This is a genomic window from Desulfovibrio sp., assembly GCF_035644575.1.
Classification (GTDB): Bacteria; Desulfobacterota; Desulfovibrionia; order Desulfovibrionales; family Desulfovibrionaceae; genus Desulfovibrio.
Genome location: NZ_DASQOG010000218.1, coordinates 1 through 24,919, shown reverse-complemented (window position 1 = coordinate 24,919; position 24,919 = coordinate 1). Strand labels below are relative to the sequence as shown.

Below are 24,919 nucleotides of genomic sequence, written 5' to 3'. Positions count from 1 at the left end.
GGGCAGCATTGAGGGAAAAAATTTCCTCTACCGCTATGCCAACACCCCCAAGGAACTGCAGGACAAGTACATCGAAGCCTGCACCAATCTGACCGTGGCCGGCGGCCTCGGCAAGATGCAGTTCAGCTCCGAACCCTTTGGTGGTTCCGGCAGCGGCCTTATCAAGTAATTCAAGAAGAACTCTTGCAGCAAACCCCTTTGCGCCCGGCGGCTTTGCCGACTCTGACGGCGCAATACCCGAGAAACGGGGTTTGCCATCACTCTTGGGGCGGCGCAACACGCCGCCCTTTTTGCACCCTTCGCCTTTTCTCCAACCCACACAAGGATAGACATGCGCCCACTGCTGCCCCTATTGCCCAAACCCAGCCGCTATGCGGGCATTGAGGACAACGCCTGCCGTAAGAATCCCGAAGACGTGCGCCTGCGCGTGGCCCTGGCCTTTCCCGATACCTATGATGTGGGCATGTCCTACCTTGGGCAAAAAATTCTTTACAATATCGTCAACAGCGAGCCGCGCTGGTGGGCAGAGCGCGTCATGGCTCCTGAAAAGGAAGCCGCAGATATCCTGCGCGCCCACAACACGCCGCTGGCCACGCTGGAATCAGATACGCCCCTGGGCAGCATGCACTGCCTGAGCTTTTCCATCACGCATGAGCTCTGTTACACCAATGTGCTCTACATGCTTGATCTGGCGGGCATTCCGCTGCGCACGGCAGACAGGCCGCAGAGCCTCACCCAATGCCCCCTGGTGATCGCTGGCGGCGGCGCGCTGCTGAGCGCGGAACCGCTGACCCCCTTTGTGGACATCATGGTGCTCGGTGACGGCGAGGAAAGCCTGCCGGACGTGCTGCGCATGCTCGAAAAAGCTCTGGATCAGGGCTGGACGCGCGATGAAATGCTGCTGCAATCGCGCACCATTCCCGGCGTATACGTGCCGTCCCTTTTCCAGCAGGAATTTGACGCCGCAGGCGCTCCCGTATTCCCGCTCAAGCCCCTGCGCGACGACTACCAGCGCCCCACCCGCCGCATTGTGGCCGACCTCAACAATGCGGCCTACCCCACGCGGCAGGTTGTACCTGTGGGCGCGGTGCACAATCGCCTCTCGCTCGAAATTGCGCGCGGCTGCACACGCGGCTGCCGTTTTTGCCATGCGGGCATGGTTTACCGCCCCGTGCGCGAACGCTCGCTCGACAATATCAATGAACTCCTGAGCAAATGCCTGAACGAAACGGGCTTTGACGAAATTTCCTTCCTTTCTTTGAGCACGGGCGATTTTTCCGCATTGAAAACCCTGAGCTTCGGCGTGCTTGACCGCTGCGCCCGCGAACAGATCAGCCTCTCCCTGCCCTCGCTGCGTGTTGGCTCCATTGATGACGAAATCATCGAGCGCATGGCCGATCTGCGCCGCACTGGCGTGACGCTCGCCCCCGAGGCTGGCAGCCAGCGCCTGCGCGATGTCATCAACAAGGGCGTTACCGAAGAAGGTCTGCTGCTGCACGCGCAGAAGCTGGTCGAGCACGGCTGGCGGCTTGTGAAGCTCTACTTCATGATCGGCCTGCCCACAGAAACGGATGAAGACCTGTCGGCCATTGCGGATATCTGCCGCAAGGTGCGCGATGCCGCTGGTCGCGGCAATCCCCGCTTACAGGTGACAGCCGCTCTATCGCCCTTTGTGCCCAAGCCCTTCACGCCCTTCCAGTGGGTGCCGCAGATCGGGCAGGATGAGATCCAGCGCCGCGTCAATCTGGTGCGGACGCAGTTCAAGGGACAAAAATTCCTCAAGCTGCGCTGGCACGAACCCGCCATGAGCCACCTGGAGGGCGTTTTGTCGCGTGCCGACCGCCGCATGGCCGATGTGGTGGAAAAGGCCTACCGCAAGGGTGCTGTGTTTACGAGCTGGATGGAACATTTTTCTCTGCCGCCCTGGCTTGAAGCTCTTGAAGAGTGCGGCATCAGCGCGCAGGAATGCACAGGCCCGCGCGAACCCGGCGCGGCCCTGCCCTGGAGCCACCTTGAAGCTGGCATCTCCGAGGAATTTCTGCTGCGTGAACGCGAACGCGCTCTTTCGGAAAAAATTACCGATGATTGCCGCTACGGCGCTTGCCGCCAGTGCGGCGCATGCGACACCAAGGCTGGCCCTTCGCGCATGCAGCACGCATCCGCCCCGACAGACTCGGACGAACCCGGCCAACCCTTGCACCGCAACAGGCTTATTTTGCCGCAACGCGATCAGATGGCACACGCGCCCACACTGGACGAGGAAGGCCGCCTTGTATGCCGCCCGCAAACCAGCCGCCCGCCCAAGATCACGGCGGAACTGACCGTCAAGGCGGCCCAGTACCGCCTGTGGCACAGCAAGGCCGGGGGCAGCGCATATCTGAGCCAGCTTGAACTGCAGGCCGTGCTTGACCGCGCCCTGCGCAGGGCTGCCATGCCCCTGGCATTTTCGCAGGGTTTCCACCCCATGCCCCTGCTTTCCTTTGGCCGTGCGCTGCCTGTGGGCGTGGAAAGCCAGGCGGAATGGTTTGCCCTTACCCTGCACAAAAATTTGCCGCCGGAAGAAGTTGCCGCGCGCCTTGCCCCACTGCTGCCCCCCGGCATGAACGTACTGCGCGTGGAGCCTGTGGAAAAAAGCCGCCGTACAGAACAGGCCGTTGCCGAGGCCTTTACCCTGCGCATGCCCACTCAGGAAGAAACCGCGTCTGCGGCTCGCTGTTTTGCCGAATTTGCAAAGCTGCCCGAGCGCATGTTTACCCGCGATACCAAGAAGGGCCCGCGCACAGCAGATATCCGACTGATGTTGCGCGACTGGTCTACAGAGACCAATGCAGCGGGTCAGGTGGAGGCCGTGACATTTGTGGCAGACTGGAGTAACGGTTACTTGTCTCCTCTGGTTTTCTGCATGGCAGTGCTTGACACCCTGGGGACAGCCGAAATTCTGCGCCAGCGCATAGGCTTGCTTAAAACAGCGCAGATATTTGCGGACGGTCAATCCTATCCAGAGTAACCATATGCCGCATACGACACCTGCCTGGTTCTTTTTTGGCGATTCGCTGACGCAAGGCGTTAACGATTGCCTCATGCCGGGCGGATGGGTAAGCAGGCTGGCGGTGCTTGCGCACAAAACAGGCCTTTGCCCCATACCACGCGCCACCTTTTATAATCTTGGCGCGCGGCGGCACGGCACGGCCGACATTGCCGCCCGATGGCGTCCGGAACTGGAAAACAGGCTTATACCCGGAATGAAGCCGCACCTTGTTTTTTGCGTGGGCGTGGTGGATATGGCAGCCCCAGGCGGCGGTCAGCCCGCAGACCCGGCATCGACGGCAGCGCTGCTGCTCCCCGTGCTGGAAGAAGCGGCAGCAATTGCCCCCACACTGGTGATCAGCCCGCCGCCCGTTGCGGCAGCGGAAGCGAACGCCCGCATCGCGCAACTGTGCAAGCTGCAACAAAGGCTGTGCGACCAGCACGGCATTCCGTTTGCGCAGGTGCATGAGCTTTTGCTAACCAATTCCGTCTATATGGACAATCTGAGCGATGGGCTGCACCCCGGATCACAGGGTTGCGCCCAGATGGCGCAAACGCTGCTGGCGCAGCAATGCGTAAGTGAATTCATGCGCGCCGCGCAGTAGGAGAACACAATGGGTTCATGTATTCCCTTTATTGATGAACAGCCTTTTGCAGAACGTGTCAAAACAATGGCGGATGACGAACTGCTCGAAATCTGGGAAGAAACCCAGCAGCTTGAAAACATGCTGTGCAACGCCCTGCACACAGATCTTGCCCTGGCCCCTGATTACGAAAAGGTCATTGTGGAAGAGCTGTTCCTGCGCTCGAGCCGCAGGGTACGGCAGCAGCCGCTCGGCAAATAATTCTCTTTTTTCTGTTGATGCGGCTCCTGCACACTATTGCCGGGGCCGTTCTTCTCATTACGGCGTTTGCCTTGTCGTGCGTTCCCTGCGCGCGGCAAAACCCGCCAAACGGACAGTCCCGCCACAAGACAAAAGGCCTGCGTGCTTTCTGCAGCAGGCAGCGGCAGGCGCTGACGCGCCCCCGCGTTTCCCCTCTTTCCCGGCTCACCACGAGATCAAATGCAGTGTTTGACTGCGCCACGAGTTAAAACAGGCCGAGCTTGCGCCCGGCCTGTTTTAAATACCCTTGCGGCACTGTTGTCATAATCTGCTAACACGGCAACCAGGCAGCCATGGTATACATGGCTACGCTACGGATGCCGGGCACTGCGGGCGCAGTCAGAGAAATCCGGTGCAGGCATGCCCACACGCAACTCTGCTGGCAATGCAGCGCCAGATGCCGGGCTACGGGCTAGACGGACGTCAACATCTCCAGATCGTCGCCAGAAAGCAGCTTATCAAGGTCAAGCATGATAAGCAGGCGATCCTGCAACTTGCCAACGCCGCTGATGTAGTCCGAGTCCACCCCGGCAACAACCGGCGGCGGCGGTTCCACCGTGCTTGCGGGAATGCGCAATACCTCAGAAACGGCATCGACAACAAAGCCCACGATGATGTTGTTGATTTCAATGACGATAATCCGCGTATTTTTGTCATGCCCCTTGGGTGCAAGACCAAAACGCCGACGCAGGTCAATGATGGGGATCACCTTGCCGCGCAGATTGATGACGCCTTCCACAAATTCCGGAGCACGGGGCACCTTGGTGATTTCCATGGTGCGGATGATCTCCTGAACTTTCAGGATGTTCACCCCGAACTCTTCTTCACCGATGCTGAACGTCACCAGTTGCAGAAGTTCGTCTTCCTGTTTTTTTTGACTCAGATCCATGTCTGCTCCCTTGTCGCAAGTAGGCCGCAGTCGTGTGCAGAAAAATTACATGAGGGACAACCGTTGGGCCGTGAACCTCTTTTCCATTTCAAGCACTGCTGTATGGTCACACATTAGACAATATCGGCAGGGCAGTAAAGAACCATAGGGCAATCTACGAAAAAGGCCATTATTTTTCATAAGTTTCGTTCAGGGCCTGCTCAAGTGTCCGGGCGCTATACACATCGCGCAGCACAAGCGGCTGACCGGCTTCATCCCCGGCGGGAAAAATGGCTGTGAGCGGAATACTTTTGCTGCCCAGCGCGTCCAGCAGGCGCACCGCATAGGCATTGGCGTTAGTCAGATCCACGCGCACGAGTTCCATGCCGTAGCGGGCCTGAAGCTTGCGCATGCGCTCGTCCGTCAGCACTGTGGCTTCCATAAATTTGCAGTTGGGGCACCAGTTGGCGGTAAATTCAAGCAGCATGGGCTTTTTGCCAAGGTTGGCCTCAAAAGCCTCCGGAGTGAATTGCCGCCATTGGGGCAGGGGCGCAACCGGGCGCAGCACCCAGAAAACAGAGGCCACAAGCAGGCCCACGCCCAGCACGCCCATGATCTTGCGCCTCAGGGGCGGCGCGGTTATGCCGCAATATTGCCCCCACAGCCAGGCGCAGAGCGAAAGCACCAGCAACACGGTGAGCACCTGCATATGCCGCTCAACAGGCAGCACAGAAAGCAGGTAAAGGGCTGTGCCCATGAGCATAAAGCCCACTATGCGCTCAAATACGTGCATCCATGCGCCGGGTTTTGGCAAAATACGCGCCAGATCGGGCCAGAGGCAGAACAAAATGTACGGCAGGGCCATGCCCAGCCCCACAGCCCAAAAGACCACAACAACAATGATGAGCGGCTGGGTAAAAGCCCAGCCCAGCACGCCTCCCAGCAGCGGGCCGCTGCATGGCGTAGCCAGAAAGGTCGAAACAAGACCTGTAAAATATGCCTGCAAGCAGGGATTTTTACTGTTGGCCCCGGTCTTGAGGTCAATGACCGGCAGGCTGAACACGCCAAGGGTGGACAGTCCCATCAAGAAGACCACCAGCAGCATGACCATGAGCACAGCCTGATTTTGATAAAGCTGCCCCCACATGAGGTCTGCAAGCCCCAGCACAAGAGCCAGCGCGCTGAACAGCGTCATAACCCCAGCTGCAAAGCAGAGGTTGTGCTGCCGAAAACGCTTGAGCCCTGCGGCATCACGCCCGCCAACCATGAGCAGTCCGCTGACCTTGAAGGTAAGCACCGGCAACACGCAGGGCATGGCGTTGAGCAGCAGGCCCGCGAGTATGCCAAACAGCAGGGCCTTGCCCAGGCCGGAAATTTCCATGGAATCATCAAGAAAACGCGGCGAAAGGCGCACGTCAAAACCATCCGGCGGCGGCAGCTTTTCCATGCTTTCCTCGGCCCATCCGCCAGTGGTGGCCTGCGCGGACTCTCTGGCCCACGCCTCTCCCGCCGCATCATCGCTACCCTCCTCCGCCTGGGTTGCTGGCGGCGCCGCAGGCGCGCGATGCTGCAATTCCTGCCACTGTATGCGCCAGGGCATGCCGCTGAGGGGCGCGGATTCGCGCACAACCATGCCCGTCACTTGTTCATTGACGGGCATGCACTTGCGGCTGGAGCATAACAACATGCTCAAATCAGCCACAAAGGGCTTTCCTGCGGCATCGGACGGCAAGGGAATGTAGAAGGTCACGTTGCCTTCGTACACGTTCACAGTGGCCGCTGGATCGTAATAATCGCGCTGAACTGCTCCATCGGGGTAATACACGGGCAAGGCCCGGCCCCCAGCTACAGAAAAAGTCACAGTGGTGGGTCTGCCCGCCTCGCCCGGTTCGTGCCCGTAGGCGTGAAATTCCGCCGGGATAACAATATGCAGGGCAGCAATCAGGTTTTGCCCGTCGCGGGCAGTTTCAAGCCTTGGTTGCAGATCCTCGGCCCGCGCCCCAAAACTCATAAGAACAGCGGCGCACAGCACTACGAGGCCTGCGCACAGCGCTCGCCAGACCGGGGCAAGCGGCATGGCGGAAGCTACGGCCAGTTTGTCATATTTCAATGCATTATCTCTTTTTAGCTGATTTTTTTCAAATTGCTTGACAGGCAGGGCCGCATGAGCGTAAACACCTTTTCACGCAATGCGGGTCATTAGCTCAATTGGTAGAGCAGCTGACTCTTAATCAGTTGGTTCGGGGTTCGAGTCCCTGATGGCCCACCAGAAAATTCAGGTTCGCGGTTCAACCGCGAACCTTTTTTTGTTGTTGCTTTATGTTTTTTCATGGCGTTCACCTGTTGCAAGACAATAGCCGCTCCTCGAAGGCAAGTCTAGACAAGCGCTTTCCGGCCATGTCACTTGTGAAAACCGCAGCTTACGGCTTTTCCTCCTCATTTACCCGCTCCGGCCCTTTGCCAGCCATCACAGGCTGATTCTGCCCATTCTGCTATCGAATTTTCCTAACAGTCTTGCAGGGATAAACATTTCAGCCGCGCACAGGGCTTGAAACCAGACAGACAGGCACAGGCGCACCGCCGCAGCTACGAATTTTTTGCCCCAACACGCAACTCGCCGCTCTTTCATCTTTCTGCTTGTGCCAAAAAAAATTTTCAACACCTTGCTGCGCACTGTCCAATTTGCTCGGCTGGCAGCGGCGGGAATCCCCTGCCCCAAAACAAAGTATTGCACCACAAAAAACAAGGCCCGCTGTCATGCCGTCCCCGGAGGAACGCGCACGCCAAGCGGGCCTTTACAGCCAGAAAGGGCGACTACAGCCTTATTTGCTCATGCTGGGCGGCAGATGTTTGCTCTGCTTTTTCAGCCTGTAGCCCAGCCACACAAAGGCAATCCAGATGGGCGCAAGCATTACCGCAAGGCTTTCACCAATAATCACGAGGACAACAAGCACCATAGCCATGACCAGCAGGCACAGGTAGTTGGTGAAAGGATGCCAAGGCGCTTTGAAATAAATGAGTTCGCCTGCACGAACCATAGCCGCACGGAATTTGAGATGCGTCAGGCTGATCATGGCCCAGTTAATGACCAGAGCGGCAACAACAAGCGACATGAGCAGGCCAAGGGCCTTGCCGGGCATGACGTAGTTGATGATTACGCAGATCAGCGTGGCAAGGGATGAAATCAGCAGGGCATACACCGGCACGCCGCGAGCGCTGACCGTACCGAAGGCCTTGGGGGCGTTGCCCTGAAGCGCCAGACCAAACAGCATGCGGCTGTTGCAGTAAACGCAGCCGTTATATACGGAAAGGGCCGCCGTAAGCACCACAAAGTTCAGCGCATGCGCGGCAAAAGGAATGCCAATGAGGTCAAAAATCTGCACAAAGGGGCTGGCTACCATGGCCTGAGCCCAATGGCTCTTGTCCACGGGTGCGCCAAGCTGGCTCCAGGGGTGCAGGGTCAGCAGCACAAGCAGCGCGCCGATGTAAAAAATAAGAATGCGGTAGATGATCTGGTTAACAGCCTTGGGGATGGTCACACGCGGATTGTCGGTTTCCGCAGCGGCAATGCCCACAAGCTCAAGCCCGCCGAAGGAAAAAGCCACAACCCCCAGTGCGGTAAACACGCCTTCCCAGCCATGCGGCAAAAAGCCGCCGTGCGTCCACAGGTTGCTCACCGCCGCGTCAGGGCCAGCATGGCCGCTGAACAACAAAAAAGACCCCAGCAGAATCATGGACACAATGGCCACAATCTTGATGGAGGCGAACCAGAATTCCATTTCGCCAAAAAGGCTCACATGGCAAAGGTTTACGCCAGTGATCAGCAGGAAGAAAAAGGCCGTTGTCTGCCATGGCTGGATGCTGGGAAACCAGTATTGCACATATACGGCAACTGCCGACAGCTCGGACATGCCCACCAGAACATACAGAATCCAGTAGTTCCAGCCAGAGAGCAAACCGGGAAAATCACCCCAGTACTTGTGGGCAAGGTTGCTGAAAGATCCGGCAACGGGTTCTTGCGCCATCATTTCGCCAAGCTGTCGCATGATCATGAAGGCAATGAAGCCGCCAAGCGAGTAGCTGATCAGAACAGCGGGGCCAGCCATCTGGATGGTGCCGGCCGAACCAAGAAACAAGCCGGTGCCAATGGCTCCGCCCAGGGCAATAAGCTGTACGTGCCTGTTTTTCAAGGCTCTTTTCAATTCTGGTGTTTCGTTTTTCATTTGCAGCAATTTGTCTATGCGGCCACTCCCCGCCAGAGTCGCCCTGTTGCACAAAATCCGGTATGCGGCCGGCCAATCCTCTTGTCGTTAAAGACGAAAGGCGGCTTCCACAACAAAACCGGCCTTTCGCGTACATTCGCCTTTTGTCCGGCCAACAACAGACGGCTGACCAACATTGCGCAGGACGCAATACAGCCCGCCGCAGCTATTGGCACTGCGGTGGGCAAAACGCTTATGCGGCCCTGCGCCTGGCACAATAACAAAACGCCGCTCGAAAACAAGCGGCGTTTTGCGTCAGACCACCTATTTGGGCTGTTCGACAGCGGCACCCGTACCGGAGCCGCCCTGCTCAGACACATCCCTGGCGTCAATGATCCTCACGCCAAACTCGGCCACGCCATCGGGCGGCGCGTAAAACAACACCATAAACGGCACTTCGCCGCCGCGCGGCACATTGGTATTGTTGGTGAGAATCTCAACCTTGTTGTTGAGGAAGGATTCCATTTCCTTCTCGCTCAGCACCTGGAGCTGAAAAAGTGAAAGCTGCACGCCACCGAGCTGTTTTTTGACAGCCAGGGCTTTCTTGTCTTTGTCATAGATAGCGGCTTCAATGGTAATGAGTTCCTTTGGCTGCGGAAACTCGTTAACCACCCTGCCCTCTATCACAAAAACCTTACCCACCTTTTCATTATCAACATAATACTGCCGCACGTTGCGCATGGTCAGCAGTTCAACCTGCTTGGCAATTTCCTGCTCATTGGGCTGCTTGGCAGCATTCTTGAGCGAGTAATAATACCAGCCGCCGCCTGCACAGGCCAGCACCAGCACAAAAATCAGCGCCAGCTTGACCAGTGGCAGCTTCTTTTTGATGGGCATTTCCGGCAGCGGCCCCTGTTCGGCCAGGGGAACTTCCGGTTCGTAGGTGAAAACCGTCTTGCAGACCGAGCAACGCAGCTTGACGCCCGGCTTGGCAAGCTGATCCGGCAAATTGAAGCGGCTACCGCAATTGGGACACTTTATTTCCATGCCATTACTCCAAAACCCACCGGCTGCCGGAGCCGGGAAAAGCCTATTCGGGAATCACTTCAAACACGCCGGGCAACATACGGTAATGCTCGGCGTAGTCCAGGCCATAGCCCACAATGAACCCCTGGTTCAGCTTGAAGCCCGCAAAATCGACCTTGACGTCAACTTCCCGGCGTTCATCCTTGTCCACCAGTGCAGCCAGACGCAGACTGCGCGCCTTGCGCGCCGCAAACTGCCCGAGCAGAAAACGCATGCTGTGCCCGCTGTCCACGATATCTTCAACAATCAGCACATGCTTGCCGCAAATGTCAATCTCCACATCTTTGCTGAAGATCACATGCTTGGAGCTGGAAGACCCTTTGCCATAACTGGACAAACGGACAAAATCCAGTTCCAGATTTTTGTTATGCAAAAAGCGAACCAGATCGCTAAAAAACATGAAGCCACCCTTGAGCACACACACTGCCACCATCGGCTCATCACCGTATTCGGCGTTGATCTCTGCGGCCAGTTCCTGGATCCGGGCTGCAATCTGCTCCGGCGTGAATACCGGTTTCAGTTCTTTTACCTTGATGTCGTTAGCCTTGGACATGCACCTCTCCTAAGTCCTTTGCAGCGGAATCCAGTTCAAAATAGACGGCCGTTTCGTCGCAGTTGGGGTACTTGGCGCAGTGCACGCAGTCGGCCCAGATTTTTTGCGGCAAAACATCCTTGTCCACAACCCTGAAACCCAGGCGGGCAAAAAACGCCTCCTGGTATGTAAGCGCAAACACTTTCTGAATATGCAGATCGCGGCATTCACTGAGGCAGGCGTCGACAAGCTCCCTGCCTGTTCCCATGCGGCGGGCATCTTCACGCACCACAAGCGAGCATATTTCGGCCAGGTCTTCCCACACCGGGGCAAGGGCGCAGCAGCCCACTATCTCGCCAGCCGTATTTTCCGCAACCATAAAGTTGCGCACATGCCCATAAAGATGGATCAGCGCGCGGGGCAGCAAAAGCCCTTTCTGGGCGCATTGCAGCAAAAGCCCATGCATGGACTTTACATCGTCCATGTGGGCTTTGCGCACCACAAGGGTATTCTTCATTATTTCTGTTCCAGCAGCTTTTTAAAGACCATTTCGACCATTTCGGCGTCCGCCATGCCGGGTTCAGAAAGAATGAGCTGGCCATCCTTGCTGTAGAAGGCATTGTGCGGAATCTGCGAGATCTTGAACGCCCGCGCCACTTCGCGGTCAGCGACAAAGACGGGGTATGTCATCTTCATCTTTTCCACAAAGGGGGGCACAACCTTGGAGTCTTCATCAAGGGAGATGCTCACGATAAGCACGTCTTTTTCCGCGTACTTTTTGCGAACGTTCACAAGCTCGGGGATCTCAACGCGGCACGGAGGGCACCATGTGGCGAAGAAATTGAGCATGATGACCTTGCCCTTGTTTTTGGCAAGCATATCCGTCAGCCCGGCCAAATTCAGGGTAGGAACCGATGACGAGGCCGCCAGCGCCGAGCACGGCAAAGCCAGACACAGCAATAAGGCCAGGATGAGTTTCTTCATAGTTTACCCGAAGTTTTGAATGAGGAGCAAAGGCCGCGCCGGGGCGCGGCTAAACAAACTGCTTGGCGGCCTTTACCGCACCTACGGCGTCAGCGCAATACGCATCTGCGCCGATGGCATCGGCAAAAGCCTGCGTTACGGCGGCCCCGCCCACCAGTACCTTGATGGGCAAAGCGCGCTCCCTGACGATTTTGATGGTGTCTTCCATGCGAACCATGGTGGTGGTCATCAATGCCGACAAGCCGATGATACGCGCGTTGTGCTTGAGTGCGCAAGCAACAATGGCTTCTGCCGGAACGTCCTTGCCCGCGTCCACCACGTCAAAGCCGTGGTTGCCGAGCAGCAGCGAAACAATGTTCTTGCCAATATCATGAATATCGCCTTCAACCGTGGCCATCACCACAACAGGGCGCGTTTCCGGGCCTCGCCCGGCCTCCAGCAAAGGCTTGAGATGCGCAAAGGCGGTCTGCATGGTTTCCGCCGCGCGAATAAGCTGGGGCAAAAAATACTCCCGCCGCTCATAGCGCGCGCCCACTTCCGTAATAGCCGGAATGAGCGTTTCCTGCACAAGGGTAAAGGGGTCGGCGCCCGCGTCAAGCTCTGCCGTAAGCAGGGACAGCACATTTTCCTTGTCGCCGTTGAGCACGGCCTCGGCAAGGGTTTTGGCAGCCGCCCCGCCGCCCTGACGCACCTGCACGGAGCCTTCGCCGGGCTTCCAGCCGGAATAGGAGGCTATAAATGAAGATGCGTGGGCATCGTGGTTGCACAACACCTTGAGCGCGTCTGCCGCCTCGCGCAGCCGCTGGGCAGAGGGGTTGGCGATGCACGATGTAAGCCCCGCGCCAGCCGCGAGAGAAAGAAACGTGGAATTGAGCAGTTCGCGCGCCGGCAGGCCGAAAGAAAGATTTGAAAGGCCAAGCGTTGTGGGCAGGCCATTGGCAGCGCACCAGCGGGTCATTTCCAGGCACTGGAGCGCGCTGTCCGCGCTGGAGGATACAGCCAGCGCGAGAATGTCCACCATCATCAGCCGCCGCGAAATACCCATGCCCTCGGCCTTTTCGATCAGGCTCTCCACCGTGCGGATGCGCTCTGCGGCTTTTTCCGGCAGATGCGCCCCCTGGAGGGGCAGCAGAATAAAGGGCGCGCCAAAGTCGCGGCACAAGGGGCCGAGCGCTTCCATGCGCCCAGTCTCGCCGCTGATGGAATTCACCAGAAATGAGCCGGGGCAGTAGGGCAAGGCGTTGGCAATGGCGTCGGCATTGGAAGAATCTATGGAAAGCGGCAGGGGCAGCCGCCCCACAAGGCGCTGCACCAGTTCGGGCAAAAGCTGGGTTTCGTCCACCAGGGGCGCGCCTACGTTCACGTCAAGCACCGTGGCCCCGGCGTCCACCTGAGCGTCGGCCAGTTGCATGGCAACGTCAAAAGCTCCAGCCTGAAGCTCCTGCGTAAGAGCCTTTTTGCCCGTGGGGTTGATGCGTTCGCCAATGATGGTCAGGGGCTGGCCCACAGCTATGCGCACCATCTGGGAGCGGTTGGTCAGGCAGATGCCCTTGCGCGATACCGGGGGCGGCGTAACGCTGTCCATGCCGCGCAGGGCCTGCGCAAGCGCCGCCAGATGCGCGGGCGTGGTGCCGCAGCAGCCGCCAAGTATGCGCGCGCCAAGGTGGGCGAAGGGGGCGGTTTTTTGCGCAAAATCTTCCGGCCCCAGAGGGAACACGGTTTCGTTGCCGCGCAGCTCGGGCAAACCGGCATTGGGTTCGGCCATGACCGGGCATTCGCACACGCCAAGCAGTTCCTGCACCACTGGCAGCATCTGATCCGGGCCGAGGCTACAGTTGGTGCCGACCACATCCACGCCCATGTTCTGCATGGTTTCGGCAAAAATCGCAGGGGTGGAGCCGGTAAGGCTCACGCCCTGTTCAAAAGTCATGGATACCATGACGGGCAGGTCGCACTCCTGCCGGGCAGCCGCCACGGCGGCTCTGGCCTCGGCAAGGTCGAACTGTGTTTCAATAAATATGAGGTCGGCCCCGCCCGCCACAAGCCCGCGAATCTGATTGGCAAAGGCCGCGATAAGGTCGCGCGGCTCCACCGGGCCGAGGGGCTTGGCAAAATGTCCCGTGGGGCCCACATTGCCCGCCACAAAAACAGGGCGGCCAGCCTGCGCGGCGGCTTCCTTGGCAATTTCGACCATGCGCCGGTTGAACGAAAAAACATCCAGACTTTTTGGCAGCTTGTAAATATTGCCGCCAAAAGTGCACGATGTCAGCAGATCAACGCCCGCGTCCAGATAGGCCTTATGAATGCCGCGCAGGGTGTCGGGGTTTGCCATGCAAAATTCTTCGGGAGTCGCGCCAGCGGGCATGCCCGAGGCCTGAAGCATGGTACCCATGGCACCGTCGAGCAAAAGAGGCCTGCCAAGGCCGAGGGCTTGTCGAAATGTCATCGTCGTCTCGCTCTGTTCCCAGCACAGTCGCCGCAAGCCAAAGTGCACCTTTGCCTTCCGCCTGCAATACCTGTATGCTGGGGCTTCCGTTGTTTGAGGCCGCTGATTCCGTAAGGATTTTGCGAACCGGAACATGCGGGCCGAACCGGGGCTGAACGCCGCCGGGGCCGCAAAACCGCGCCGCGCATTAAACCCGGCAGGCCTTTTACTACTGAAAAACACTGAAAAGAACAAACCAAAACTATAGCATTAAACATTGCGGCCCGTTACAGGCAGCGATGCTCAGACATAAATATCATGAAAAAAGATAGTCCGATAGCTCCCAAAAACCCGCGCAGCGCGCAAAAAGCGGAAGAAACAGAAATTTCCTCGCCTGAGGTGGAAATTCTGGATGCTCCCCCTTCGCGCAAGCGGGCAGCCCCTGCCGGGGGCGGCACACGTGGCGCTGCCGCAAAGGCGCGCTCCCGCTCGACTGAAGGCAAGGCCGCCAGGCAGAGCATTCTTGATGTGGATGGCTCCGCCGTGCGCGAGGTTCCAGCAGATTCCGTATCTGGCGATCAGGACGATGACGACGCGCTCGCTGATTCCCCAGAAGATGTGGACGTTGAGCTGGACGCCAGCGATCACGATATCGACCCCATTGTTCTTGAAGACGACCATGAGGGCCTGCCTGCGCCGTCCACAACGCGCCTGCCCGCAGTTGGCCCGCGCGACAGCCTGCACCTTTACCTGCGCGAAGTAAGCCGCTTCCCCCTGCTCAAGCCGGATGAAGAACACGAGCTTGCCCTGCGGGTGCGCGATCACAATGATGCGGACGCGGCCTTTCGGCTTGTTTCATCGCATCTGCGGCTTGTGGTGCGCATTGCCATGGACTTTCAGCGCAGATGGATGCAGAACGTGCTCGACCTTGTGCAGGAGGGCAACGTGGGCCTCATGCGCGCGGTCAACAAATTTGACCCCGACAAGGGCATCAAGTTTTCGTACTATGCTTCGTTCTGGATCAAGGCCTACATACTCAAGTTCATTATGGACAACTGGCGCATGGTCAAGATCGGCACCACCCAGGTGCAGCGCAAGCTGTTCTACAATCTGAACCGCGAGCGCCAAAAGCTGATCATGCAGGGCTTTGACCCCGATGCGGCCATGCTTTCCGAGCGCCTTGGCGTTACGGAAGACCAGATCAACGAGATGGACCAGCGCCTTGCGTCCACCGATATGTCGCTGAACGTGCCTGTGGGCGAGGATGCCGGCGGCGCAACGCGCATGGACTTTTTGCCCGCGCTCGGCCCAGGCATTGAAGACACCCTCGCGCGCGACGAAATCGCTGGTCTGGTGCGCAGCAAGCTCAAGACCATACTGCCCAAGCTGAACGAAAAAGAGCTGTATATTCTGCAAAATCGCCTGCTCACGGATGAACCTGTAACCTTGCGCGAGATAGGCGAACGGTATAACGTCACGCGGGAACGAGTCCGCCAGCTTGAGGCGCGGTTGCTGGAAAAGATCCGGCAGCATCTGGCTGTGGATATCAAAGACTTTTCAGACACATGGATACAATCCTGATATGAAACGTAACCACGTTGCGCTGCTATGCGCCCTGGCCCTGACTGCCGCCACCTCCTTTTCCTTGCTGGGATGCGGCGGCTGTTCCGGCGCCAGGCACCAGACTGCTGAAAAATCGGACACGTCCGCTGCAGAATCTGCAGCGCCGTCTGCCACAGCAAAGGCCCAGCAGCACGACCTCAAGGGCGTATCGCTGCGCCCGGTTGAGGCAGAGCTTTCGCCCAATGCGCTCAACACCTACGCCTTTCTTGTTTTTGCGCAGGCCATGAACAATGAGGACGACAACGCCCTTGCCGCCGCTTCGCCCCTGCTGGCCAAGGCGCACATGCCGGTCAACATCTGGCTTGAAGGCGGCGTGTGGCTGCTCAGCCGCAAGTCTCCCCATACAGCTATGGTCATGGAGCAGGCCTTGAGCGTCTGGCCCGATGATATTTCGCTCAATCTGCTCTATGCCGAAGCCCTCATGGAAAAAGGTTCGCCCGAGCTTGGCGTCAAGCTCATGCGCGAATACCTTAAAAAGCATCCCGATTCCGTGGATGCCCGCATGGAGCTGGCCCTGCTGCTGGTCAAAACCAAGCAGTATCCCGAGGCCGAAAAGCTGCTCAACAGCGTTACGGGCAAGCAGCGCACCCCGCTGGTGGATTATTACCACGCCCGGGCGCTCATCGGCATGGACAGGCCCAGCGAAGCCGTGGCCTATCTGCAGCGCGCCATCAAGGATACGCCCGATTTTGTGGAGGCTCTGGCGGAACTGGCCTTCATCTACGAGCAGAAGCCCGACCTCAAGGCCGCGCGCGGCGTTTATGAAAAGCTGCTCAAACTTAATTTTTCGTCGCAGGACGTCCTGCTGAGGCTCATCAATATCTCGCTGCGCATGGGCCAGCCCGAACGGGCGCTCAAGTACATGCAGCAGGGGCCGGACAGTACGCCTTTCAAGCTGACCGTCGCCAGCATGTTTATGGATTCGCGCCACTTTTTGCAGGCGGAAAGTCTGCTCAAGCAGATAGTGGCCCAGGGCGATGCGCCCCACGATGTGTATCTGCTGCTGGCCGAGCTGGCATACGACCAGCGGCGCGATCTGGACATGGCTTTCTCCTGGCTGGATAAAATCCCGGCTTCCAGCAAGGCTGCCGTGCGGGGCGTGCTGCTGCGCATCCAGTTGCTGGCAGAGGCTGGCCGTGATGCCGAGGCACTTGACGCCGTGCGCAAGGCCACAAGCGCCAATCCCGAATCCTCCGAGCTTGTGGAGGTCGAGGTGCGACTGCTTGCGCGGCAAAAACAGATGAAGCAGGCTCTGGACGTTGCCCAGAATGCCATAAAACGCTGGCCCAACAATGCGGAAATGTTCTTTCTGCTCGGCTCTCTTCAGGATGAAACCGGCGATAAAAAAGCCGCTTTCAAAACCATGGAGAAGCTTCTGGCCCTGCATCCTGACAATTATCAGGCCCTCAATTACGTGGGCTACACCCTGGCCGAGGAAAACCGCGACCTTGACCGCGCCCTGACGCTTCTTGTGCGGGCCAACGATCTGGCCCCCAACCAGTCCTATATTATAGATTCTCTGGCCTGGGCCTATTTCAAGGCTGGAAAACTCGATGACGCCCTGAAGGAAATCCGCCGCGCCGTTACGCTGGACGAGCATACGGATGCCTCCATATGGGAGCACTATGGCGATATCGCCGCGCGGGCTGGCCTTAAGGATGAAGCCCGCACCGCCTATCAAAAGGCCATGGAACTCAAACCCGACAATGCGGAAGCATTGCGGCAGCGGCTTTCACATCTATGAAAAAATTAGTTATTTTTTGTTGCCTGGCGCTGCTGTGCGCCTGCGCCCGTCAGCCTGTACTGGAAACTTCGCCCGAAAACCGCGCGGTGCTTGAACAGCGCTGGCAAAAATTTGCGGCTGTCAGCTCTGCCGACAAGTCTGAACCCTATCGCCTGCAACTGAGCCTGCGCTTTGGCACCGAGGGCGATACGCGCCGCGTCACGGCCCTGTTCTGGGGCAACAGCCAGCGCCAGCTGCGGCTGGACGTCATGGCGGGCGTGGGCACCACTGTCGCCAAGATACTTGAAGACGGCCAGCATTTTCTTGTGTACAGCCCCAGCGAAAACAAGGCCTACTTCTATCAGGGCGCTACCAAGCCCCTGCTTCAGGTTGGCGTGCCGGTTCCCTTCAACCTTGTGCATCTGGCCGACCTGCTCAATGGCCGGTACACGGCGGTATTTGGCAACCAGTTTGACAAAACCGCCTTTTCCGCCGACGGCAAGGCCCTGTACGACCTTCAGGGCCAGCCCGGTGGCCGCCTGATCATCAACGAGCAGGGGCTGCCCGTGGAATGGCAGGAACAGGCCAACGGCAAGGGCTGGAGCATGGAAATCCTCTATTCGGATGATCCCAAGCCGCTGCCCCGCCGTCTGAACCTTGCCCACAGCAACGGCAAACGCGCCATTGTGCTTATCAAGGAAAGAGAAAAGGTTTCCCAGCCCTTTACAAAAGAGCAGATGGCCTTACCCCTTCCTGATGACGCACCTCTGCTGCCACTCGCCAAGTTCAAGCAGCAGCAATAGTTTTGGCCTGACGGGCCGCGCCTGACGGCTGCGGCCCGGTATCGGGGCAACCCGCCTTAACCGCCAATACAGAAGTGTTAAATGCTCTAGCGGTGCGTCCGGCCAGTCCGGGCGCACCGTGCGTACCTTTGCAGGAGTATACATGCAGACCATTCATATTGCCTCAGACCACGCTGGCTATGCGCTGAAAGAACACCTTGTCCAGTTTCTTGCCCAGAAGGGCATCAACGTGGTGGACGACGGCACCCACTCCACCGAAAGCTGCGACTACCCCGTGCTGGCGCACAAGCTTTGCGCCGCTGTGGAAAAGGAGCAGGGAACAGGCATTCTCATTTGCGGTACAGGCATAGGCATTTCCATTGCCGCCAACCGCCACTCCGGCATCCGCGCGGCCCTGTGCGCCACAGAGCTTCAGGCGCGCCTTTCGCGCCAGCACAACAACGCCAATGTGCTCTGCCTCGGTGCGCGCATCATCGGCGTGGAACTGGCTCAGGCCATTGTGGAGGCATTTCTGGGCGCTTCCTTTGAAGGCGGCAGGCACCAGCGCCGCATCGACATGATCAATCTTCCCGGTCAGGCCGGGTAAGGGATATACATGCTGCTCTACAATACCCTGGGCCGTAAGAAGGAAGAATTTGTCCCCGTTCATCCGGGCAAGGCAAACATGTATGTTTGCGGCATAACTGCCTATGATCTTTGCCATATCGGGCATGCGCGTTCATCTCTTGTTTTTGACGTGCTCGTGCGGCAGTTGCGCCATACAGGGCTTGAAGTCCGCTTTGTGCGCAATTTTACGGACGTTGACGACAAAATCATCAACCGCGCCAACAAGGAAGGCCGCGACTGGCGCGAGGTTGCCCAGACCTACATAACCGCCTTCCATGAAGACATGGATCGGCTGGGCGTGCTGCGCGCTGATGAAGAACCCCGCGCTACCGACTTTATCCCGCAGATTCAGGCCATCTGCTCCACGCTTATTGATTCGGGCAAGGCCTACTCCACTCCCTCCGGGGACGTGTATTTTCGTGTGCGGGCTTACGAACCCTACGGCAAACTCTCTGGCCGCAGCCTGGACGATCTGCTCTCCGGTGCGCGCGTAGCGCCCGGCGAAGAAAAGGAAGACCCCCTGGATTTCGCCCTGTGGAAGGCCGCCAAGCCCGGTGAACCTTTCTGGGAAAGCCCCTGGGGCAAGGGCCGCCCCGGCTGGCATATTGAGTGCTCGGCCATGAGCCAGCCCTATCTGCCGCTGGATATCCACGGCGGCGGGCAGGATCTTATCTTCCCGCATCACGAGAACGAGATCGCCCAGTCAGAAGCCGCCTGCGCCTGCTCGCTGGCCCGCTACTGGGTGCATAACGGCTTTGTGCAGGTAAATGCGGAAAAAATGTCCAAATCCCTGGGCAACTTCAAGACCATCCGCGATATTCTTGAAAACTATCTGCCTGAAACCCTGCGCTTTTTCCTGCTGGGCAAGCACTACCGCAGCCCCATCGACTTTACCGCCGACAGCATGGACGAAGCGGAAAAAGCCCAGCACCGCGTGTACACAGCCCTGCACGAAGCGGGCAAGGCCCTTGCCCGCGACAAGTGGAAAAAGACGCCGCTGCCGCAGGAAATGGCCGAGGAATGGGCCGCGCTGCCCAAGGCTTTTGATGCCGCCCTTGAGGACGACATCAATACGGCCCAGGCCCTTGGGCAGGTTTTTGCCCAGGTGCGCCTTGTGAACCGCCTGCTGGAAGACAAGGCCCTGCGCGCAGCCGAAGCCGGACGCGACCTCTTGCAGGAATTTCTTGCCCGCGCGCAGGAATGGAACAAGCGCCTTGGCCTCTTTGGGCAGGCCCCGCAGGCTTTTCTGGCTGATTTGCGCAGCCAGCGCGCCACACGCAGCAAGATTGACGTGGCCCGAGTGGAAGAGCTGATGCTCGCCCGGCAGGAAGCCCGCGCCAGCAAGGACTTTGCCCGCTCGGATTCGCTACGTCAGGAAATTCTTGATCTGGGCGTCAGCGTGCGCGACACCCCGGAAGGTCAGGTTTGGGATCTGGAATAAGCCGCTGCCCGCGTCGGTCTCCGGCGCGGGCGCTTTTACTGCGGCATCATGAGGACGCCATGTTGCATCGTGTTGCCCTGCGCCGTTTTATGGCGCTGTTTGTTCTGCTGGCATTTCTGTCAGCCCAGCTTGTGGCCGTACCGGCCCAGGCCTTCTTTTTCGGCGGCGTCACCATCAAGGACGAAAAGGAGATGGGCCACAAGTTTGACGTGATGATCCGCGCAAACATGCCCATTGTGGAAGACCCTGAGGTAAGCCAGTACGTCAACCAGATCGTGGACCGTCTGGTCAAGAAGATTCCGCCGCAGCCCTTCAATTTCAAAGCCGCCGTCATCCTGCACAATTCGCTCAACGCCTTTGCCATTCCCGGCGGCTACGTCTACGTGTTCACCGGCCTCATCATGAACATGGAAAAGGAAGAAGAACTCGCAGGCGTTCTCGCCCACGAACTGGCGCACGTAACCCAGCACCACGTGGCCTCACGCTTGGAGCGCGCGCAGTTTGTGACCCTTGGTTCCCTGCTGCTGGCCATTGCGGGCGTGGCGGTGGGCGGCTCCAGCGGCGGCGCCATTGCTGTGGGCGCGCTGGGGGCCGGGCAGTCGGCCATGCTCAACTACAGCCGCATGGACGAAACCGAAGCTGACCAGATTGGCCTGCAATACCTTGTGGCTGCGGGTTATCCCCCGCAGGGCATGGTGGGCGGCTTCAAGGTGCTGCGCCAGAAAAGCTGGATGAGCGGCACCAGCGTGCCGACCTATCTTTCTACCCACCCTGCCATCGGCGACCGCATCAACGGGCTTCAGGCCCGCATTGAGGGTATGGGCAAATCTGTGCAGGGCCGCACGCAGGACAATACCAAATTTATTCGAGTCAAAACGCTCCTCTGGGCGCGCTATGGCGACGCGCAGGCTGCGCAGCAGCGTTTTTCGGGCAAGGACGGGCTTTCGTGCATGGGGCGCGGCATTGTGCTGGCCCGTACCAACCGGGTTAACGAAGCCAGCAAGGCCTTTGACGAAGCCCTCGCCGCTTCGCCCAATGATCCTCTGGTGCTGCGCGAGGCTGGAGCCTTCCACTACCGCAAGGGCGATATGAGCCGTGCTGATGGCTTGCTGCGTCAGGCCATGCGCCTTGACCCGCGCGACTACATGGCCTCTTTTTTCTATGCCCGCATGCTTGACGAAACGGGCAGGCAGGCGCAGGCCGCGCAGTATTATAAAGATGTGCTGCGCTACGTGCCGGAAGACGCCGAAGTGCACGAGGCCTATGCCCGCTCGCTCGGTAAAACGGGCGACACCGCCGGGGCCTATATCCACATGGCGTACAGCGCCCTGTATTCCAACAACAAAAAACAGGCCGAGCGCTACTTTAACCAGGCCAAGGCCTTGTCGGGCAAATCTGCGAATCCGCGCGATTTTCAGAAGCTTGAGGCCGCCTACAAAGAGCGCAAGGAAATATGGGAAAAGAACTGATGCTGGATACGCATGCCACAACCATACTGGCAGTAAGAAAGAATGGCCGCGTGGCCATTGCAGGCGACGGACAGGTGACCCTGGGCCAGAATATGATCATGAAGCACGGCGCGCAGAAGGTGCGGCGATTGTATGACGGCAAAATCCTGGCGGGTTTTGCCGGGGCCACAGCCGATGCCTTTACCCTGTTTGAGCTTTTTGAAGCCAAGCTCAAGGAATTGCGCGGCAACATGGTTCGCGCTGCCGTTGAAATGACCAAGGAGTGGCGCAAGGACAAATACCTGCGCAAACTCGAGGCCATGCTCCTGCTGGCGGACAGCGAACACATTCTCGTACTGTCGGGCACGGGCGACGTCATTGAACCGGACGACGAGGTTGCAGCCATTGGCAGCGGCGGCCCCTATGCCCTGGCGGCGGCGCGGGCGCTTGCCCGGCACAGCGACATGGATGCGGAGGCCATTGCCCGCGAGGCCATGCGCATTGCCTCGGAAATCTGCGTGTACACCAACGGCAACCTCACGGTTGAAACGCTGTAGCCAGCACTGCCACAGGAGCGGAAAAATCCATGAGCGTAGTTGTTGCCGGGTGCAAGGTTAATCTTGGTTTGCGCATCACGGGCGTGCGAGAAAACGGGTATCATGAGCTGGATTCACTTTTCTGGCCCCTGCCCCGCCCCTGCGATCGCCTGCACATACGTGAAACCGGCGCAACCGGCCTGGTTGTACAGTGCGATACGCCCGGCATTGACCTTGAGAACAATACCCTCACCAAGGCCTACGCCGCCCTCGCCAAACGTGTGCCCAACCTGCCCGGGCTTGAAGTGCGCCTGAACAAGGGCATTCCCGCTGGCGCGGGGCTTGGCGGCGGCAGCAGCGATGCGGCGGCCCTGCTGCGCTGGCTCAACAGCAGGGTATCCAGCCCGCTTGACGATCAGGCGCTGGCAGAGGTGGCCCTTACTGTTGGCGCGGACACTCCGTTTTTTCTCATAAACAAACCCTGCCGGGTGCGGGGCATTGGCGAGATCATCGAGCCTTGCAGGGATGATGCTCTTGCAGGCATACACCTTGTTCTGGTATGCTCCCAAATTCATGCATCCACCCCCCAGGCATACGCTGATTATGACGCCGCGCTCAAGGCCTCAAACACGGTTTCTGGGCAAAATTGCTTGACAAAGACAGAAAGCAAGGCTAATGGAACTTTTCTCTCCGGGGTGCGGACAGAGTTGAGCATTCACAACGACCTTGAGGACGTTGTATTTTCTCGCCATCCACAGCTTGCAGAAATCAAGGCGAACTTGCTGCGCCTTGGGGCTGGGGCCGTAGCCATGAGTGGCAGCGGCTCAAGTATTGTGGCGCTTTTCGCACACGAATCCCATGTGGAATCGCAGGCGGCGGCCGCCATGCTGCAAGGAGAGAACAGGCGCGTATACGCGCACGTGCTGTGAAATACTGGGATGTAGCCAAGTGGTAAGGCAACGGGTTTTGGCTCCGTCATTCGAAGGTTCGAACCCTTCCATCCCAGCCACACACTGCTGTATCGTGCTTGGGGCGTCTGACCGCGCCTTCCGTCGATTTGTCGGCGGCCTGGCAATAAAGCGCCGCCTTTCTTCCGGCGACGGCAGCAAGGATGTATAACCGTAAGTGCTCTTTGGCGCGCAAGGCAGGGCGGTTCATGTACAGCGATCTTAAGATCGTCACCGGGTCTTCCAATCCGGATTTGGCCAAGGCCATCTGCAACCATCTGGGGTGTCAACTCACGCCCACGCTGGCTACCACGTTCAGCGACGGCGAGTTGCGGATCGAAATAGGCGACAATGTTCGCGGTGATGACGTTTTTGTGGTGCAGCCCACCTGCCCCCCGACCATCAACCGCAATCTGGTGCAGCTCTGCCTTATGCTTGATGCCCTCAAAAGGGCCAGCGCAGGCAGGATTACCGCCGTTATTCCTTACTACGGCTATGCGCGCCAGGATCGCAAAGTCAGCCCCCGTGCGCCCATCAGCGCCAAAATGGTGGCCGATTTTATCAGCGTTGCCGGTGCGGAACGCGTGGTCACCATTGACCTGCACGCGGGGCAGATTCAGGGCTACTTTGACTGCCCGGTGGACAACCTGTTTGCCGTGCCTGTCATGCTCGAATCGCTGCGGCGGCTGCACGATGACAACATCGTGATCGTGTCGCCCGATGCTGGCGGTGTTGAACGCGCCCGCGCCTATGCCAAAAGGCTCAACGCGCCGCTGGCCATTGTGGACAAGCGCCGCGACAAGCCCAATCAGGCACAGGCCATGCATGTTATCGGCGATGTGAAAGGCCGCATTGCCATTGTGGTGGACGACATGATCGACACCGCTGGCACATTGTGCGCCGGTGCGGACGTGCTGCTCAAAAACGGCGCTACCAAGATTGTGGCCTGCGCCACCCACGGCGTTTTGTCAGGCCCGGCCATTGAGCGCATCAACAGCACCGAGGCGCTTTCGAAATTATTTGTCACAGACACCATCCCCATGGGCGACAAGCTTGAGCGTTGCCCAAAGCTGGAGGTTGTTTCTGTGGCTGCCCTTCTGGGCAAGACTATCCACAACATCCATACCGGTTCATCGGTGAGCGTGTTGTTTGTGTAACCCGCTTTATGCGGATTGCGTATAGACCCAAGCCTGCCCGCAAGGGCCGGTTCCATAATAACAGAACTTTTTCCGCACGTTTCGGCTGCGGTAAGCCAAGGAGCAGGACATGAATATTGAAAAGACTTTGAGCGTGCAGAAGCGCGAAGGTAGCGGCAAAGGCGCCAGTGGCCGTCTGCGTACCCAGGATCTGATCCCCGGCGTGTTCTACACCGCCAAGGGTGACAACATCTCTGTGCAGGCTCCTGCCCTGCCGCTGGAAAAGATTTTTGCCGAAGCCGGTCGTACCTCGGTGTTCAACCTCGAGATTGACGACAACGGACAGAAGTCCGTGCATCCTGTGATCATCTGGGACGTGCAGTACCACCCCTACAAGAAGGAATTCAGCCACATCGACTACTACGGCGTGGATCTGGACAAGCCCGTCACCGTTGACGTGCCTGTGGAATTCGTGGGTGTGTCGCGCGGCGTGAAGCTCGGCGGCCAGCTTGAAACCTACCGCGAAATCGTGCGCCTGTGCAGCAAGCCCCTGGACATGCCCAAAAAGATCGTTGTTGATGTGACCCCCATGGACATCAACACCACCATCTGCGTGGGCGACCTGCAGCTGCCCGAAAACGTCAAGGC

At 58.5% G+C, this 24,919-nt stretch carries 21 protein-coding genes and 2 tRNA genes; 15 read left to right on the top strand and 8 right to left on the bottom strand.

The annotated features are described in order from the left end of the window. The first annotated feature begins 331 nt into the window (after nt 1–331). The 3 genes from VEZ52_RS12300 to VEZ52_RS12290 are packed head-to-tail and all read left to right on the top strand — an operon-like array spanning nt 332 to nt 3,872. A complete protein-coding gene (locus VEZ52_RS12300; protein ID WP_324837071.1) occupies nt 332–3,007 on the top strand; it encodes a TIGR03960 family B12-binding radical SAM protein in 2,676 nt (891 codons plus the stop codon). Between the two features lie 4 nt (nt 3,008–3,011). Next, a complete protein-coding gene (locus tag VEZ52_RS12295; RefSeq protein ID WP_324837069.1) occupies nt 3,012–3,632 on the top strand; it encodes a GDSL-type esterase/lipase family protein in 621 nt (206 codons plus the stop codon). Nucleotides 3,633–3,641: 9 nt separating this feature from the next. Further along, nucleotides 3,642–3,872, top strand: a complete 231-nt coding sequence (locus VEZ52_RS12290) for a hypothetical protein (RefSeq protein WP_324837067.1) — start codon at nt 3,642–3,644, stop codon at nt 3,870–3,872. A gap of 451 nt (nt 3,873–4,323) precedes the next feature. Here the strand turns inward: VEZ52_RS12290 and VEZ52_RS12285 are convergent, their stop codons facing one another. Next, a complete protein-coding gene (locus tag VEZ52_RS12285) occupies nt 4,324–4,800 on the bottom strand; it encodes a chemotaxis protein CheW (protein WP_022659383.1) in 477 nt (158 codons plus the stop codon). A 169-nt stretch (nt 4,801–4,969) separates the two neighbouring features. Continuing rightward, entirely contained in the window at nt 4,970–6,889 is a 1,920-nt protein-coding gene (locus tag VEZ52_RS12280; RefSeq protein WP_324837066.1) for a protein-disulfide reductase DsbD family protein, read from the bottom strand. An 83-nt stretch (nt 6,890–6,972) separates the two neighbouring features. Between VEZ52_RS12280 and VEZ52_RS12275 the strand changes: the two genes are divergently transcribed. Beyond that, a tRNA-Lys gene (locus tag VEZ52_RS12275) sits at nt 6,973–7,048 on the top strand. 553 nt (nt 7,049–7,601) lie between these two features. Here VEZ52_RS12275 and VEZ52_RS12270 read toward each other — a convergent pair. The 6 genes from VEZ52_RS12270 to VEZ52_RS12245 form a co-directional block, all read right to left on the bottom strand. Beyond that, a complete protein-coding gene (locus VEZ52_RS12270; RefSeq protein ID WP_324837065.1) occupies nt 7,602–8,969 on the bottom strand; it encodes an amino acid permease in 1,368 nt (455 codons plus the stop codon). Between the two features lie 336 nt (nt 8,970–9,305). Continuing rightward, the gene (locus VEZ52_RS12265) at nt 9,306–10,028 is read right to left on the bottom strand and encodes a zinc-ribbon and DUF3426 domain-containing protein (protein ID WP_324837064.1); all 723 of its coding nucleotides are present in this window, start codon (nt 10,026–10,028) and stop codon (nt 9,306–9,308) included. 43 nt (nt 10,029–10,071) lie between these two features. Then, nucleotides 10,072–10,620, bottom strand: coding sequence for a hypoxanthine phosphoribosyltransferase (gene hpt, locus VEZ52_RS12260; RefSeq protein ID WP_192111895.1), 549 nt, complete (start codon nt 10,618–10,620; stop codon nt 10,072–10,074). After that, on the bottom strand, nt 10,607–11,116 hold the full coding sequence (locus VEZ52_RS12255) for an N-acetyltransferase (protein WP_324837063.1): 510 nt from the start codon (nt 11,114–11,116) through the stop codon (nt 10,607–10,609). The genes hpt and VEZ52_RS12255 overlap by 14 nt, the downstream gene beginning before the upstream one ends. Next, nucleotides 11,116–11,583 (bottom strand): TlpA family protein disulfide reductase, encoded by a 468-nt coding sequence (locus tag VEZ52_RS12250; RefSeq protein ID WP_022659376.1) that lies wholly within the window; start codon nt 11,581–11,583, stop codon nt 11,116–11,118. Before VEZ52_RS12250 ends, VEZ52_RS12255 begins: the two co-directional genes overlap by 1 nt. A 49-nt stretch (nt 11,584–11,632) precedes the next feature. Continuing rightward, nucleotides 11,633–14,029 (bottom strand): homocysteine S-methyltransferase family protein, encoded by a 2,397-nt coding sequence (locus VEZ52_RS12245; RefSeq protein WP_324837062.1) that lies wholly within the window; start codon nt 14,027–14,029, stop codon nt 11,633–11,635. Between the two features lie 297 nt (nt 14,030–14,326). Between VEZ52_RS12245 and VEZ52_RS12240 the strand changes: the two genes are divergently transcribed. The 11 genes from VEZ52_RS12240 to VEZ52_RS12190 all read left to right on the top strand — a co-directional run. After that, the gene (locus VEZ52_RS12240; RefSeq protein ID WP_324837061.1) at nt 14,327–15,589 is read left to right on the top strand and encodes an RNA polymerase factor sigma-32; all 1,263 of its coding nucleotides are present in this window, start codon (nt 14,327–14,329) and stop codon (nt 15,587–15,589) included. Nucleotide 15,590: 1 nt separating this feature from the next. Then, nucleotides 15,591–17,375 carry a tetratricopeptide repeat protein gene (locus VEZ52_RS12235; protein WP_324837060.1) on the top strand — a complete coding sequence of 595 codons (1,785 nt, stop codon included), beginning with the start codon at nt 15,591–15,593 and terminating at the stop codon, nt 17,373–17,375. Then, nucleotides 17,372–18,157: a lipoprotein insertase outer membrane protein LolB gene (locus VEZ52_RS12230; RefSeq protein WP_192111900.1), complete on the top strand. Its 786-nt coding sequence runs from the start codon at nt 17,372–17,374 to the stop codon at nt 18,155–18,157. The genes VEZ52_RS12235 and VEZ52_RS12230 overlap by 4 nt, the downstream gene beginning before the upstream one ends. Nucleotides 18,158–18,299: 142 nt before the next feature. Then, complete coding sequence (gene rpiB / locus VEZ52_RS12225) at nt 18,300–18,743, top strand: ribose 5-phosphate isomerase B (protein WP_022659370.1); 444 nt, start codon at nt 18,300–18,302, stop codon at nt 18,741–18,743. A 9-nt stretch (nt 18,744–18,752) separates the two neighbouring features. Further along, entirely contained in the window at nt 18,753–20,204 is a 1,452-nt protein-coding gene (gene cysS, locus VEZ52_RS12220; protein WP_324837059.1) for a cysteine--tRNA ligase, read from the top strand. A 59-nt stretch (nt 20,205–20,263) separates the two neighbouring features. Continuing rightward, the gene (locus tag VEZ52_RS12215) at nt 20,264–21,673 is read left to right on the top strand and encodes a M48 family metalloprotease (protein ID WP_324837058.1); all 1,410 of its coding nucleotides are present in this window, start codon (nt 20,264–20,266) and stop codon (nt 21,671–21,673) included. Further along, a complete protein-coding gene (gene hslV, locus VEZ52_RS12210; RefSeq protein ID WP_414649518.1) occupies nt 21,673–22,209 on the top strand; it encodes an ATP-dependent protease subunit HslV in 537 nt (178 codons plus the stop codon). The genes VEZ52_RS12215 and hslV overlap by 1 nt, the downstream gene beginning before the upstream one ends. A gap of 29 nt (nt 22,210–22,238) precedes the next feature. Next, complete coding sequence (gene ispE, locus VEZ52_RS12205) at nt 22,239–23,117, top strand: 4-(cytidine 5'-diphospho)-2-C-methyl-D-erythritol kinase (RefSeq protein ID WP_324837057.1); 879 nt, start codon at nt 22,239–22,241, stop codon at nt 23,115–23,117. 5 nt (nt 23,118–23,122) lie between these two features. Next, nucleotides 23,123–23,197, top strand: a tRNA-Gln gene (locus VEZ52_RS12200). Nucleotides 23,198–23,344: 147 nt separating this feature from the next. Beyond that, on the top strand, nt 23,345–24,292 hold the full coding sequence (locus VEZ52_RS12195; protein WP_298994356.1) for a ribose-phosphate diphosphokinase: 948 nt from the start codon (nt 23,345–23,347) through the stop codon (nt 24,290–24,292). 109 nt (nt 24,293–24,401) lie between these two features. Continuing rightward, nucleotides 24,402–24,919, top strand: a 518-nt coding sequence (locus VEZ52_RS12190) for a 50S ribosomal protein L25/general stress protein Ctc (RefSeq protein ID WP_324837056.1), incomplete at its 3' end; no start/stop codon positions are given.